The sequence below is a fragment of the Legionella pelazae genome (assembly GCF_052527395.1).
The window spans coordinates 43,489-58,868 of sequence record NZ_JBNVZS010000010.1 but is presented as its reverse complement, the minus strand read 5'-3'; the positions used below and the strand labels follow the sequence as shown (position 1 = coordinate 58,868).

The following is a 15,380-nucleotide window of genomic DNA, read 5'->3' as shown; positions in this document are numbered from 1 at the left end:
GCAGTCAAGTTAGAGTGCTCGTTATTGGGCGTTCCATGTAATAAAAACAGATAAATGGATTCTTGGATTAAGCAAGGATAGAAAGTATGAAGCGCTGGGATCTGACTTCAATGCTAGATATAGGCCGGAAACTGTTTGCCAAGATCCATAAACAAAAACATCACGCCCACCATAACCATGACATTCATTTTTTAGCACGAGAATTGGATGATTGATTAGTTGAAGGAGTTCATGCCCTTATCGATGGTAGTTATACACCACGATTTCTTAAGCGTTGTTATTTTCCAGACGAAATGATTGACCAACTCCATCTTTCCGACCGTATTCTACAACATGTTTGCTCCACCAATTAAAACCCACATTTCCTTTTGTCATGAACCCTAATTGTTATCACCTTGATGGTCCAAGCGGGGTAAAGTATGCAACGGAGCAAGTGAAAAAAGTTCTGGAAGAGAAGAGGCCAAAGTACCTTATTCGCGCGGATATTAAATCATATTACAAATCCATATCACATCATCAATTAGTCAAGGATATTCAGGCGCATTACGATGATCCTAAACTGAATTTGATGTTGGAACGCATTATAGTCAATCCAATTGAAACACCAAGAGGTTATAAGAATCCAGATACAGGCATTGCGTTACGCGGACCTTTATCCCAATTTTTTAGTGGCCTTTATTTAAAACCACTCGATGATGCATTCAATGAAATGGATGTGGCTTACTTTAGATATCAGGATGACATTCTTATCCTGTGCCAAACTAAGCGCAGTCTCAATCGCTGTAAGCAGCATCTAATGGAGGTATTACAAGAAAGGCGCCTGCGCTTGTCCGGTAAAAAAACGCGTATTGGGCCAATTGATAAGGGCTTCCATTTTTTAGGCATCCAATATCCAAAGACGCAACCTTTGGATAACACCACAATGACACGGGCTGTTGTAAATGTTTCTAACACGGAGCAAGTTGAGCAAAATCAATCTAAACTGGGGGGGGTAGAGACAATTTGGCAACCCGAAAAGCAGCCTCTTTTGCAAACACACATTGTTCCTCATGCAAGAACATTGCGCAAAGCGCGCGAGCAAGTTAAATGGATGATCAAAGATGGGGTTTCTCCCGGCGCATCATCAGTTACTTGCATCGATGGTGTATGTGGTGGGTGAGAATAGCAGCACACTGGTTATACCAGGACGTGCTTTTATGGTTTTTGGACTCATGCTGGGATGAGCATGTGGCGGCGTACGCCGCCAGGCTTCTTCATCGACATGATGTCAATTCGGTCAAATCTGAGACACTTGGTGATGATTATTTAGCGTCATCTGGTCTTCAAGTTGCGATTTGAGATCGATAAAATCGTTTGTTCTTACTTTACATAATGCCGTCATGGCATCCAAATCAACACGCGGCGCGGGCCGCACCGCGAGCCCCGCGCGCGCCCGCCCCCACACGGGCCTTATACACTGCAAAATCAACCGCCAACTTAGAATCAACACTAAACCAATTTTCATCCTTGCCAGTAGCCCAATTATAAAATTGTTTCGATGATTTTGGCTGTGAGGTAAACTGAGGCACAGGATAAAACGGCTCATTAGAGCAGTACTCATCAACAACATGCATAGGTAGCAGCTTTTGTGCACCACCAACACCTTCTCGCCACTGATTATCAATGGTATCCCAATCCTTATCCTCTGGCGCGTTTATCGAATCCACTTGCGTTTGCAGCTCTTTAATGATGGTATTTTCGAAATCAAAATGCTTTTCAGTGCTTGTTTTCCCATTAAGCCTATAAGTGACTCCGTCCGTGTTGACTTTGTTGTATTGAGCAATCAATTGTGCGAATACTTTTCTGCCTTCCTCATTCTGAGGTACGCAGGCAATCATTTTTGTCCACATGTGTTTATCCAGAGCCCACAGTGCATATTCAAAGCTACTTATGTTCTCAAATTCTCGCCCAGAACAATCCGTTACTTTGCCCCTTTTAAACATTAAACTTATATCCTGCTTTAACATCGCTTTAACCACATCATGTTCCCCGCGTGTCACATGATGCAATAATTTACGAACATCAATCACAGGTTTAAACAAAGCCAAATGATATTTTGATGTCTGAGCTAAGTTTACTAAATCACGGTTTGATAAAAAATTTTGAGCGGTTTCAATTTTAAGTTCTGGTGGTAATTCATTAAACTTCTCGAATTTGGATTGCATACTTTCACCTTAATTCTATTCACTTGGGATAATTTAAAAAATGAATCATACGTGAATTAATTGAAAATAAAAAGAGCCTCTTGATTTTAAATTGACCATAGAAAGAGAGCGCTCAGAAATATTCTTACATTAATGCGAGGTCACACCCTGATGTTTGATGTTTTAACTATTTAGCAAAAAAATACGAAACTAAAGTCATTAAAATACAGGTAATACAAAAATGTCTAAATTCAACCAAATTTTATCCCTAAGTAGCACATCAGAAATTTGTACTTACCTTTTCGAGTATCTAGTAAAAATTAACCAAAACTCTAATAATTCATCTAAAAAACTATCTTTATTAATTGAAGAAACAAAAGCTAAATTATTAATGCGCTGCCTGGACACTGTTATCGAGGTTGGTGCGGTATTATTTATAAGAAAGCGCTAAACGATATAATCCACATTCCAACACCAGTGTTCAGGACTTACAAACGGCTCTTAATCATAGAGCCAATTTAAAGCGCTTATTTTCACTAAACATAAAATAATATCCATAGTATGGATTGATTATATGTTTGGATAATCAAGAAGGTTTACATTATGAGTATTGACAATATAAAAGTCTCTTCATTGAGTATCTTTTCTAAATCTTTAAGTAAAGAACAGGATATAAAAAATCAATTAACAAAAGGATTTTCTAATATTATAAAACCCAATCAGTCTCAAGGAGCGCCAGGAATTTTCATTTATGAAAATCATGGCCATAAGTTCCCTAAAGACTTCTTGATTGCAAATTTTCCATACTTTAGGAAACTTGGAGTAATGACACTTTTCTGGGAGTTTTCTCAGGTTGAGCAGCAAGAATTATTAGATATATATAATGCCTCATTATCGTCGGAACATCCCCCATCTCAATTGCAAATAAATGCAGGAAATAGAGAGACTTATTCTGATGTGATTTATGAAGCACACAAAGCTGGAATTAGGATTGTTGGCTTAGATAGCAACGATGCTAGAAAAAACACCCATCCTGATCCTTACTACATTAAATGCCCAACAAAACAAGATTGGGATGATTATTTGAAAGAACGAGAGGAACGCTTTGATCAAAGCGCTGTCCAGATAATTAAAAAAGAGCACAATAACCAACCTTATCTCTGTTATTTAGGTTTTGGGCATAACCGCGTGCATTCCCTTCTTGGGCCTGCCTACTCTGCGTTTCTAATTGATGGTGATTATAATTCAAAATCGCAGTCTGATAAACAATACCTTGATAAGCATCGCAGTAATACTGATATTTTTGTATACTCTTCAAGTCTAGATAATAATCCTTGTTTGTTAGATGTTATAAAAAAACCTATTTATTCAAGCGTAGTATTAGATAATGCTTATTTTTCTAGACTGTAACGCAGACAAATCAAACTTAAAAAAATCGCTATAATTCATGACGCTATAGAAGGATTTAGCAATTTTTTATACATTTAAGAAATAGTTATAAAGTCTTTAAATTAGATAATTACTTCTTCTAAAGTATCTGTCTCTAAAGCAGCAAATTCGAGACCTGCAATCTCTTGCAGTGACTTGCCAGCAATCCCCTGCAGATCACCATACATACCTACCGTTGCCTGCATAACGCGTTCAATTTGCTCATGACGCTTTGCCCATTGCTTAAGAATAACTTTGCGTTCTTTTTCCAAATCAGATTGCATAGCAGAAAAAGATTCAACAATCGCTTCAACACGTTGTCTAAAACGTGACCCTGTTAAATATTGATAGACAAGTTCTGTTTTCGTTTGTTGGCCTTCAGATGTTTTACGGACCATTGCAACTTCTAGAAGTGTTTGCCTTAAGACCATAGCAACAGGAAATGCTGCTCTTGGATGAGTTACCCAGACGCCTTCTAGCTGCTCAAAAGTTTCAACATGCAGAGGTAAGGCTTGACTTACTATGACACAAATTTCAGCTTTAGCTGCTCGTTGATCATCACGTAATTTTGCTAGCCAATGCTCATTCCAATGCTTTGTTCGTTTTGACTCCCAAAGAATAGTACCGCAACATTGGCCGCCTAAAGCAAAAACACGCTGCAAGATATCACCACCAAACTCACCCTTTGGTACGGGCTCAATAATATCAGTAGGAAATTTTGTTTGGAGCATTCTTTCTAAGAGTAATTCTTGCACCTCCCCTTGTAATTGTTGCGAGCCTTGTTCAGCCTTTTGCTTTAATTGCTCTATTTGTTTTTGCATAGCTTGAATGGTTTCTTCTTTTTCTTGAACTTTAAGTTGTAGTGCATCTTCTGCTTCGCGCTTTGCTTTTGCTCGAATTTCAGCTAAGCCTTCTTGAATACTTCTTTCTATTGTTAAATCCATCTCGCGCTTAGCATCTTCAAGTTCTCGCTGTTGTTTTAGCAGTTCTGCTTGTGCTTTTTGTGCTGCGGCTAGTTTTTCTTCGCGCATTGCTAAAATAGCCTTTAGCTCACCTAATTCTTTAGACTTATTTTCTAATTCATTCCCCAAAGCATATTTAGCTTTTTTAGCTTCTTCAGCTGCTATATTTAAGCGCTCTTTTTGCAGTTGCTCTTGAACCTGGGCTTCTATTTTCTCATTTAATCTTCTTTGTGCCTCTTTTAACTCTACTTCTTTTTTTTTATAAAATTCTTCCCTTGCAGCAATTTCCAAATCTTTTTCTGCGAGCTCTAATTGATATTGTTTCTTTATTGACTCCACTAAAGGTGCTGCTAAAGATTCAGTCAATTTGACTTCATTTTTGCAACTTGGGCAATTGATTATCGGCTCTGCCATGAACGCTCACTGCTATTTAAAGTTTGCTTATACTAGCTTAATTTTTTTTAGACTTTAAGGCTTACTTAATAAAATTAATTAATTTCAATTGCTTATTTAATTAGAAATAAATTCGACTTGCTCTAAAGCAACTTCGCCGATACCTGCAACACTTAACTTAACTTCACCTATTTTTTGGCCTAAATTTACACCATTAACATTAGCAATAATTAATGTCTTAAGCTCAATTTTCCTACTGGCGATAGAACCAATAACATGTATTGAATATTTACCAGCCGGGATGCGTAACCCTTGATGATTTAATAGATCCCATTCAAATTCTAAAAAACCTGCCGGCTGTTCATCTAACAAAAGTTTACGTATTAATCTGTCAGTACAATCGTAAATGTAAACAATAGCTTTATTAACTTTGGTAATGACTTCAACAAGTATACGGCAGGAAGTTTCTTTATCAATTAATAAATAATTAGAAGCAATAATTACTTTACGCCCTACTAAAGCTGATGCTTGGAGTATTTGATTAGATTGAAAAGTGGAAGTAAGCCGTTTACTGAAATCTGGAATAACATAGTTAAGATGATACCATGTTAATAAAGCCCAAGTCTTATCAATACAAGGTAAAAAAGCTGTTTCTTTTTCATTAGAAGAAGATGTTGGCGTGTCTAACTGATTTAAATTGTCATATTTATAGGAATAACCATCTAAATCAAACACGATGTGCTCTCCAATGGTCACTTTAAATTTCTAGATGCAATCGCTATGCCATTTCGATGTTTCAGTTAGCCAATTAGAAGGAACTCTACTGACACCTTCGCAACAAAAATTCTATTCAATAATTAGAGGCTATGATAATCTATTGCGCTTACTTAGACTAAATCCATTATATATGGATCCTAAAAAATTCAATTTATTAATTAAAAGCATCAGTTCTGATGAAATATCTATAGTTAAAATTCATCGCACTTCTCTGGATTTACAACAAATTAACGAATTGAGCCAAGCACTCAGAATAAGTCAAGTTATAACCCAGCTACAATTAATAAATGTAAAAATTAGCATTGATAAACTTTTTACAGTGATAAAAGCACTTGAAAATAAAAAGAGTGTTGTATCTCTCTCAATTAGAAATACAGAATTTGATACAGGAACGCCGGAAGATTTTGAAGAGTTTTTTCCTCTAATAGTTCAATCGATTGAAACTTTAGAAAACTTAAATCATTTAGATTTAAGTGATTCATATTTTCATGAAAACGGGATCAAATACTTAAGCACTGCTTTGCCTCGCATGAATTATTTGAAAGAATTAATTTTATCAGGATGCAATATTACTATAAGTATGGCGCCCTATATTGCTGCTTTTATCCGATCAAATAAAACCCTTAGAATTTTAGATATTAGCAATCATCTTTTTAGAGACAATGAGCTAGCAATTATACTTAATGCAATTCTCAACACTAATACTTTATCCTCAATAAATTTATCTTCCGGCAAGCTTTATTTAAGAGCAGAAGCAGTTCAATCCTTAGCAGAGTTCATAAAGTCATCTAGTTCGATAGTTGAATTAAAAATGGACAATCTTTTGTTTATGAATGGAAGAGCTGACATCTTACAGTTACTTAATGCATTACTTTTAAATAAATCATTAAAAATATTATCTCTTGCAGGAATTGAAATTGGCCGCCATGCGAATCTCATCGCTCAATGGCTTGAAAATAATCAAACAATAAAAATATTAAACTTAAGTAGCACTCAAATTAGCGCAAATAATACCAATAAACAGCTTCTTTTTAAGGCACTCCTAAACAACTCAACCTTAGAATGTCTTAATCTACACAACAATACCATTTCCCCTGATGATGAAGAAATTTTAGCAAAAATAATAAGAGTTAATAAATCATTAATAAATCTAAACCTAAGTGGTACGCTGCTTTCAGATAAAGGTATTTCATTAATCTCTGAATATTTACAAACTAATCAATCGCTGCGCACTTTAAATATCTCGGATAATAGAATTAGTAATACAGGTATTCAACACTTTGCAAAAATGCTTGAAATTAATAAAAGCTTAATGTCTGTTAATCTAAATGGTAATAAATTTGACAGCCAGGGTGCCGAGCTTATATATTTGGCTTTGAAAAAAAATAAACATTTAACCTCTCTTTACCTATCAGTAAAAAATGTTAAACGTGAGCTTAGAATTAGCATTCAATTAGAAGTAAATGAAAATATACAACTCCGAAGAGATGTTGTTGTTTTCTCTATATTACTAGCACAAGCAAGGAGACAACATTATTCATGCAAATATGAACCAGAAGAGACCCATAAAAACTATTTCAGTCTTTTACCAGTGGAAATCCTATTTTCCATTTTTAATTTAGTTATTGAAGGAATTGAACAGTCAGAGCCCTTCTTAAATAATTCTTCCATTTTTAAAAAAGCAATCAATATCATTAATAGCGATGAAAGTGGTCATAAAAAAGCTCTCGAATTAAAAAAAGGCAGAGAGAAGCAAATTGATTTTTATAAAAAAGGAAGCAGAGTACGGACATTATTTACTAAAGCAGAGAAAAAAGAAGTAGAAGATGAGACATTTCAAACAACAGCAGCTATAAACAATAATTTATTGTAACTAACTTGATTAATCGACCTGAATCGTTCTTATTATCCTTTAACTCAAATTAATTATGATGATAATTTAACTAAGCCAAATACATAAATTTATTAAGTTTAAAATGAAGGAGAGCATTCATTTTTATGAAGAATATAATAAAAAATTACAATAAGTTCAAATGACCTAATTTTTTTAGACAGAATATAGTATTATGAGCCAATTTCCTTATTAAGAGCTTTTGTGTGAGTAATTTTCTTTTACCTGATAATGCCATTTTCTTAATTAAAGATTATTTACTTAAACTTCAACAAACGCTCTGTTCAACATTAAGCGAACTGGATGGTAAAACGTTTCATAAGGATATTTGGGCCAGAGAACTAGGAGGTGGAGGAATTACTCGTATTTTAGAAAACGGTAATTTATTTGCTAAAGCAGGCGTTAATTTTTCCCATGTTTCGGGCCAGCAATTGCCACCTAGCGCCAGCGCATTACGCTCTGAACTTGCTGGCCGCTCATTTAATGCCCTAGGAGTATCTATTGTAGTACATCCAGAAAATCCTTATGTACCTACTGCTCATGCCAATATTCGCTTTTTTGTTGCCGAGAGAGCTGACTTACCACCTATATGGTGGTTTGGTGGTGGTTTTGATCTAACTCCTTATTATGGATTCTATGAAGATTGTCGACACTGGCATTATATTGCTAGACAAGCGTGCTTACCTTTTGGCGAGCATCTTTATACTACCTTCAAAAAATGGTGTGATGATTATTTTTTCTTAAAACATCGACAAGAGGCACGAGGAATTGGTGGCTTATTTTTTGATGATTTTAATGAGGTGAGTTTTGAACATAGTTTTGCTTTTATGCAAAGTGTTGGCGATCATTTTATACAAGCCTATGAGCCTATAGTAAGAAAACGCAAAGATTTACCATATGGTGAGAAGGAAAAAGCGTTTCAATTATATCGTCGTGGCCGCTATGTTGAGTTTAATTTAATTTATGATCGTGGAACATTGTTTGGTTTACAATCAGGAGGTCGAACAGAATCCATACTAATGTCACTCCCACCTGAGGTAAACTGGATTTACAACTGGCAGCCAGAAAAAGGAAGCCCCGAAGCAAAACTTTATACAGATTTTTTGCCTGCTAAAGATTGGTTAAATGACTAACCTTATAAAGCCGATTTAACACAACAGTGACAATAATATTAGCTAATGCAATAGCTAAAAATACATCTTTAATCAGAAAATTAAGTTTTAGCATGACCATGACCACAAAACCGCCTAAAACCATTGCTAAAGCATTATAAATGTTATTTGCTGCAATGGTTTGCGCCCGTTGGCTTTCTGCACTTATTACCTGTAAGTACGTGTATAAAGGTACGACAAATAAGCCTCCACAAAATGAAAAAAGGAAAAAATCAATAGTAATTCGCCAATGCTGCAAAACCATAAGAAATTGTAATAAATTAATTAAAGGTAAACTGGGTCTTCTCGGAGGAGATGCCAAATACAGATCTAGAGCAAAAATTGATAGAAACAACATGGCTACTGGCACATATCGCAGTGTAATCTGACCTGCTAAAAGTTTAGTAATAGCGAGAGATCCTGCTGCGATACCAATTGAAAATATTCCTAAAAACATAGCAAGAACTGTAGTATCAGCACGCAAGATATAATGGGTGTAATCGGGTAATTTTGTTAATACAACAGCACCTATTAGCCAAAACCAAGAAATGAGTAATACGGCGGGATAAATCCGCTTATTATTTAACACTTTTTTAAAAATCTTAATGGTAGAATGCCAAATATTTAAATCTATTTTGGTTAAATTTAACTGCGCAGGTGGTGCTGGAAGAATGAAGAAGCTAGCTATAAGTCCACTTAAAGAAGCTGCATTAATCAACAAAATAGCATAACCAACATGGTTTTTATTTCCTATTGATAAAGTACCTAGAATAGTACCTGTAAGAATTGCTAAAAATGTACTCGCTTCGATGAAACCTGTTGCACTTAGTAATTGTGACCTGGGTAGATGGTCAGGCAATATGGCATATTTAATTGGCCCAAAAAAAGTAGAATGAATACCAAGCCCAGCTAATGTAAGTAACATAAAAGGAATACTACCCTTTACCAGAGCAATACTACCTATGATCATTAAAACCACTTCAACAAATTTAATAATCCGAGTTAGAAATGCTTTATCATAAGTATCTGCTAATTGACCCGCGATAGCCGAAAAGAAAAAGAAAGGTAAGGTAAATAAAATAGCAGCAACTGATTGATAATGCTCAGAATTAGCTTGTGAGGAACTTAAATGATAGCTAATTAACGTTAGCATCGCTAATTTAAAAGCATTATCATTGAATGCTCCAAAAAATTGGGTTAGGAATAAGGGTAAAAAAGATCGACTACTTAATAAATGCATTGTTCTATTATTTTAAGTTAATTAGACGATAAAACATTTAACTATTAGCTCATATAATGAGCGAGTTAAATCTGAGAGCGCGTTCACTTAAAGAGGCAATTAGTTTTTCAATACTATGTTGGTGTGGCTCTGTTTGATTAATTATTGCCTCTACTCTTTGTTTACAATATTCTTTTACTTCCTTGTCAGGTAAGATATAAAAAGTATTTTTCTCTAATTCATAAAGAATGTATTGAGCAACATCCTCTGCTGGTCTGCTTCGCTCAATTAAATCTTTTAGCATTTCATGCAGCTTATTATTATTTAGAGGTGTTGAATTAACTAATAATTGCGTATTCGTAAAAGAAGGACAAACAACAGAAACATCTACAGGTTTATCTAGACGCTTTAAATCAAAATAAAGAGATTCAGAAAGAGCAACTAGCGCATGCTTTGACATAGCATAAGCTGCCATTTGCGAACCACTACACAACCCATAAAAGCTAGACATATTAATAATATGTGAGCGATGCGTTTGATTGAACATAATAGGTAGAAAAGCTTGTATAGAATAAATGATGCCATAAAGATTAACATCCATTACTTTACGAATGTGTTCGTTAGTAAGCTCCCATACAGGCTCAGGATGTCCACAGATTCCAGCATTATTAAATAACCAATCAACTCGATTAAATCGCTCAATAGTTTGTTTTGCTAGATGTTTAAGATTTTCAGGTTTTGTTACATCACAAGTTACACCAAAAATTTCTGCTTCATTCTGACCACTTAATTGCTCAACACGATCACATAAAGTCGCTATATCGTTATCAGCCATTACTACATCCATACCTCTTTGTAGGCAATGTTGAGTCAATGCCAAACCAATACCATTTGCTGCGCCAGTAATAACAGCTACACGTCTAGCAGTTTTCATCAATGCTGCTCCTACTGGTAATTGCTAAGGTCGAATATAACATGACTAGAACTCTTAAATTTGAAACTATTCTTAGCTGTTTTGTACATTATCATGTATACCGAATACAAAACCAAGTGATTTCTAAAAAACAGGTAGACCAGCTTAATCTAAGCCAGCTGGCTTACTGTAATGAATGATGCCTTATTATTTATTTCGGCGAATAATTATTTATTCATGCTTCATTAGCAAGAATTTAGCAAATAGAAAGCTCTAACAACCTAAGTGAACAATCTAGATTATTTATCTTTTCTAAAGGCAATAATTTATTAATAGCTCTAATTATTCACGAATAACGGTAACATCTTGAGCTTTATATCCTTTTGGTCCTTTATCAACGATATAAGAAACGAGATCGTTCTCATGCAGCGTTTTAAAGCCCGTGCCATTAATATCTTTGTAATGAATGAAGATATCATCACCATTCTGATTGACAATAAATCCAAATCCCTTTTTTTCATTGAACCATTTAACATGGCCAGTCTCTCTTTGCGACATTCGCTATCCCCTTTCGTCTGAAGCTTGTAATCGAAAATCTAACCACTAAGTATTTAACAGCTAAATTTAAACTACTCCTTTATTAATAGCTCTAATTAGGAGAAAATTCAATTTAAAATAAATACCTAACAATGCTAAAAATTACTAGCATTAAGATTAGCATAGCACTTTTTTGTTGATTGTTAAGAATTTTTATAACTTAGGAGAAATTTTATTTTGATTAATCAAGTACAAACGTCTCAAAATTATACGAAAGAGGCCTTTATTGAACTTGCCTTAAGCTATAACGTATTGAAATTTGGTAATTTTACCCTAAAATCTGGCCGCCAGAGTCCTTATTTCTTTAATGCTGGTTTATTTTATCATGGGCAAGCTTTAAAAAAACTTGGTCAATTCTATGCGAAAACACTTGTTGAACATAATATAAATTGCTCACACTTGTTTGGCCCTGCTTATAAAGGTTTACCTTTAGCGACTGCTACAAGCATTGCTTTAGCAGATTATGGTATCAATGCTACAGTAACCTTTAATCGCAAAGAGGCAAAAGATCATGGTGAAGGTGGAATACTTATTGGCGCGCCCTTAACTGGGGACACGATTATTATTGATGACGTCATCACAGCAGGAACTGCCTTTCGAGAAGCACAGATTTTAATTCAAGAAAATGGCGGCTCTCTAACAACTGTAATTATTGCGCTTGATCGCTGTGAGCGTGGCTTAACAGAGCAATCGGCAATAAGTGAAATACGGAAACAAGGAATTCAGGTTCTATCGATTATCAATGTACATGATTTAATAACTTATTTAGAGAGCAAGCAATTAAGTGAAGAATTAAAACAGCTTCAGCACTATCAACAATTGTATGGCGCCTAAGCGATATTTGCATGACTTAATAAGTTATCACACGTAGCAACTGTCTTGAATTAAAATTCAAGACAGTTGCTACGTTTGCTTAGCCCAACTTACCTTTGCTTTCTCTTTTAATGGATAGAAGTAGATTAATAGCTGGCAATATCAATGGTTTTTAATTTATGATTGATATGTCTTCCGCCACGTTCAACGGTTATTGTAATTTCTTCACCTACTTTGATATCGGTAAGTAAATTATAAAAAGTATCGTAATTAGGAATTGGGTGGCCATTTACTGCGGTAATAATATCACCTAAGTGTATTCTGCCATCGACATCTCGAAAAGTACCCCGTAATCCAGCTGCAGCTGCAGGTGAATGCGGTAATACATCTAATACTAAAATGCCCTTCTTAATACCAAAGTGTTTTGCAATACTAGGCTCAACACGTCGAATACCAATACCTGCTAAAATGACGCGGCCATGTTTTATTAATTGAGGAACAATACGTTCAACATCATCAGAAGGAACAGCAAAACCAATACCTGCTGATGAACCTGAATTAGAATAAATGGCTGTGTTAAGTCCAATTAAGCGTCCCTTGCTATCAAGTAGTGGCCCACCTGAATTTCCAGGATTAATAGAGGCATCCGTTTGAATCATTTCACGAATAGTAACACCACCAGCACCTGGTACTTGTCGGCCTAAAGCAGAAATCACACCAATAGTTAAGCTATGATCAAGTCCAAAAGGATTACCAATAGCTATAACCTTCTGACCGACTAATAAATCACGACTATGAATAATTTCAAAAGGAGTGAAATTTTTTAATAAATTTAACGCCTTCGCTGAAGATATAGCTAAAACAGCAAGATCTTTACGTGGTTCAGCACCTATTACTTTTGCTGGGACGGTAACATTGCCTATTGTGACTGCAAGATCATCAGCGCCTTTAATTACATGATAATTAGTAACAATATGCCCTTGATTATCCCAGATGATGCCCGAACCAGCGCCAGCAGGAACATGCATTTTTGTATAGGCATGTTGCACTGTCGCTAATCTGTGAACTGAAACAACTTTGGAAGAAAATTTTTGAAAAACTTCTACAGTATTTTTTTCATAATTTAAAAGGTCATCTTGGGTGTTTGCTATTGAAATAGAAGCAAAAAAGCTAATAAAGAAAATGACTAAAATAGTCCCAAAATTTTTTCTCATCTTCAACTCCATAATAACGGCGACTCAATTCATTATTTAGAAACCCAACTTAACGATATATGGCTATTCTATATGTTAAAAAGAAGTTAAAAATGCTGCAATACTCCTTTAAAATTAGCAACTATATTGATGAAGTTTGGTCTTGCATTAACGTAACTGTAAATAATTTTGATTGAGGCAAGGAAGAGAGATTATGCACGAATTTATTCTAAATTGGTAGAAAAAAATTCACGATTAACATAAATTAACCGTGAATTTATAAAAATTTACATATTAAATGAAAAATTAGCGGTATAGCCTAGAGGTATTTTATCACCATCTTGTTTATTTTTTCTATCAAAGCCAGGGTTACCAACCTCATCTTGACCATTGATTAAGGCTTCTAAAGCTGCGATATTTTGCCTTTTTAATAGTTCTTGTTTTGCTACATTTGATGAAGCATTCCTAGATATACGAAAGCTTTTAGTTAAAAATTCAATAGGGGCCGTAATTAAGGATTTAAAGGTTTGAGTTGTTGAATCAATAAGTGTTTTAGTAACATTTTCAGAATTTTCATTATGACGCAGAAAAATTTTTTCAAGCAAAGCAGAATGTTGCTGATAAACAGCATCCATATGTTCATTTCGCTTTTTTTCTTGTTCAAGGATATAATCCTGTAATTCTTTATTAGAATCCCATAAGTTTGCCCGACGCTTTTGTAACTGTTTAATTTCTGCATCATACGTTTTAAGTTGGCTATCAATTTCATGCCTTAACTTATCACAGACTTCTTTACGATCAGGCGAACAATTTCCAGTAACAATTGCATTTGACTCTTTAACAATCGCTTGGGCATAACGCTCAATAAGGTCTGATTTTTTCTTTAAGATTTCCTCAATTTTCTGATCAAGATATTGAACTGCTTCCTTATTCTCACCTAAAACTTGATAATAAGCATTATAACGCTTGTAACTTAACATTTCGTGGCGTAATTTCTCCAATTCTGTCGTTTCTTGCGTTAGAGCTTTAGCCTGAGCAAGATCATTTAACCGCTTATCACGGCTTGATAATAGACGGTGGATAAAAGCTGTAATAGTACTGACTACACCAAAAACTGCTGTACAGATAACTGCTATAGCTATTGGCCCCATAGCCAACCTCCTTAATGCAGATGTATTAATTGAGAATGAATATCGATAGCAAAATAACGATTGAAGGCGTCATAAGAATCAATCTTTGGCCACTGATCTGCTTCATCACACATTCTAAGCATTTCAGCTTCAAAAATTTGAGGATAATATAATTGAAGAAATGGTTTTATTTCCGATAAGTCATTAAAATTTTTAACAATTACAGTAGCATTTTCAGCTAAGTTAGAAACGGTTACTTTTTCTAAAATACTTGTTAAATCTCGTTGTTCTTCTACAGCCATTCTCATCCACTTTAATAAAACAGAACGAGGTTTAACGCGTATTAATTGTTTACCATGAGACATTGATTTTTCCATCAAAACAATATGTGAGTGCAGCTCGAATTTGAAACAACAGAGGAAATCTAAAAAACTACTCTCAATCTCATTATGTGCAGTGTCGCCTAGCCAGCGGCTGATTTCATGATGAAACATACTTTTAAAATGACGTTCTATTTCATTTAATGTTTCTTCATCACTATTTTGCTTTTTAATAACATAAGCTGTGTTATCAACACTTAACAAATGTGGATCAGGTAATTCAATATCGGGTAATTGTGACGCTAGAAATGATGAAAATACATAGGTAGGCTTGAGAATAATAACTTCCCACTCACTTAATTGCATGACGTTCTCCTTGATTTTTATTTGACTCATCCTGAGTACATCTA

At 34.8% G+C, this 15,380-nt stretch carries 13 protein-coding genes and 1 pseudogene; 5 read left to right on the top strand and 9 right to left on the bottom strand.

The window, feature by feature from the left end; all coding sequences use genetic code 11:
• The first annotated feature begins 373 nt into the window (after positions 1-373).
• Complete coding sequence (locus tag ACQUW5_RS10800; RefSeq protein ID WP_444991259.1) at positions 374-1,159, top strand: reverse transcriptase domain-containing protein; 786 nt, start codon at positions 374-376, stop codon at positions 1,157-1,159.
• A 117-nt stretch (positions 1,160-1,276) separates the two neighbouring features.
• On the opposite strand, the pseudogene ACQUW5_RS10795 reads toward ACQUW5_RS10800, so the two are convergent.
• Positions 1,277-2,204: pseudogene (locus ACQUW5_RS10795) on the bottom strand (Dot/Icm T4SS effector CpeA-related protein).
• 582 nt (positions 2,205-2,786) lie between these two features.
• Here ACQUW5_RS10795 and ACQUW5_RS10790 point away from each other — a divergent pair.
• Entirely contained in the window at positions 2,787-3,593 is an 807-nt protein-coding gene (locus tag ACQUW5_RS10790) for a TraB/GumN family protein (RefSeq protein ID WP_444991258.1), read from the top strand.
• A gap of 101 nt (positions 3,594-3,694) precedes the next feature.
• Here the strand turns inward: ACQUW5_RS10790 and ACQUW5_RS10785 are convergent, their stop codons facing one another.
• Positions 3,695-4,987, bottom strand: coding sequence for a DUF2130 domain-containing protein (locus tag ACQUW5_RS10785; RefSeq protein ID WP_444991257.1), 1,293 nt, complete (start codon positions 4,985-4,987; stop codon positions 3,695-3,697).
• Between the two features lie 96 nt (positions 4,988-5,083).
• Positions 5,084-5,701, bottom strand: a complete 618-nt coding sequence (locus tag ACQUW5_RS10780) for an FLgD tudor-like domain-containing protein (protein WP_444991256.1) — start codon at positions 5,699-5,701, stop codon at positions 5,084-5,086.
• A 172-nt stretch (positions 5,702-5,873) separates the two neighbouring features.
• On the opposite strand from ACQUW5_RS10780, the gene ACQUW5_RS10775 reads away from it, so the two are divergent.
• Both ACQUW5_RS10775 and hemF read left to right on the top strand, forming a co-directional pair.
• A complete protein-coding gene (locus ACQUW5_RS10775) occupies positions 5,874-7,616 on the top strand; it encodes a leucine-rich repeat domain-containing protein (RefSeq protein ID WP_444991255.1) in 1,743 nt (580 codons plus the stop codon).
• A 224-nt stretch (positions 7,617-7,840) separates the two neighbouring features.
• Positions 7,841-8,767, top strand: coding sequence for an oxygen-dependent coproporphyrinogen oxidase (hemF, locus tag ACQUW5_RS10770; protein ID WP_444991254.1), 927 nt, complete (start codon positions 7,841-7,843; stop codon positions 8,765-8,767).
• Here hemF and ACQUW5_RS10765 read toward each other — a convergent pair.
• From ACQUW5_RS10765 to ACQUW5_RS10755, 3 genes are all read right to left on the bottom strand, one after another.
• Positions 8,745-10,025, bottom strand: a complete 1,281-nt coding sequence (locus ACQUW5_RS10765; RefSeq protein ID WP_444991253.1) for an MFS transporter — start codon at positions 10,023-10,025, stop codon at positions 8,745-8,747. The two genes, hemF and ACQUW5_RS10765, sit on opposite strands and share 23 nt — an antisense overlap.
• 49 nt (positions 10,026-10,074) lie before the next feature.
• Positions 10,075-10,938 carry an SDR family NAD(P)-dependent oxidoreductase gene (locus ACQUW5_RS10760; RefSeq protein WP_444991252.1) on the bottom strand — a complete coding sequence of 288 codons (864 nt, stop codon included), beginning with the start codon at positions 10,936-10,938 and terminating at the stop codon, positions 10,075-10,077.
• A gap of 321 nt (positions 10,939-11,259) precedes the next feature.
• The gene (locus ACQUW5_RS10755; RefSeq protein WP_444991251.1) at positions 11,260-11,475 is read right to left on the bottom strand and encodes a cold-shock protein; all 216 of its coding nucleotides are present in this window, start codon (positions 11,473-11,475) and stop codon (positions 11,260-11,262) included.
• Between the two features lie 219 nt (positions 11,476-11,694).
• Between ACQUW5_RS10755 and pyrE the strand changes: the two genes are divergently transcribed.
• Positions 11,695-12,348 (top strand): orotate phosphoribosyltransferase, encoded by a 654-nt coding sequence (pyrE, locus tag ACQUW5_RS10750; protein ID WP_444991315.1) that lies wholly within the window; start codon positions 11,695-11,697, stop codon positions 12,346-12,348.
• Between the two features lie 125 nt (positions 12,349-12,473).
• Here the strand turns inward: pyrE and ACQUW5_RS10745 are convergent, their stop codons facing one another.
• The 3 genes from ACQUW5_RS10745 to ACQUW5_RS10735 form a co-directional block, all read right to left on the bottom strand.
• A complete protein-coding gene (locus ACQUW5_RS10745) occupies positions 12,474-13,553 on the bottom strand; it encodes a S1C family serine protease (RefSeq protein ID WP_444991250.1) in 1,080 nt (359 codons plus the stop codon).
• Positions 13,554-13,807: 254 nt separating this feature from the next.
• Positions 13,808-14,671, bottom strand: coding sequence for a hypothetical protein (locus ACQUW5_RS10740; RefSeq protein WP_444991249.1), 864 nt, complete (start codon positions 14,669-14,671; stop codon positions 13,808-13,810).
• Between the two features lie 11 nt (positions 14,672-14,682).
• On the bottom strand, positions 14,683-15,336 hold the full coding sequence (locus ACQUW5_RS10735; protein ID WP_444991248.1) for a hypothetical protein: 654 nt from the start codon (positions 15,334-15,336) through the stop codon (positions 14,683-14,685).
• Positions 15,337-15,380 lie beyond the last annotated feature (44 nt).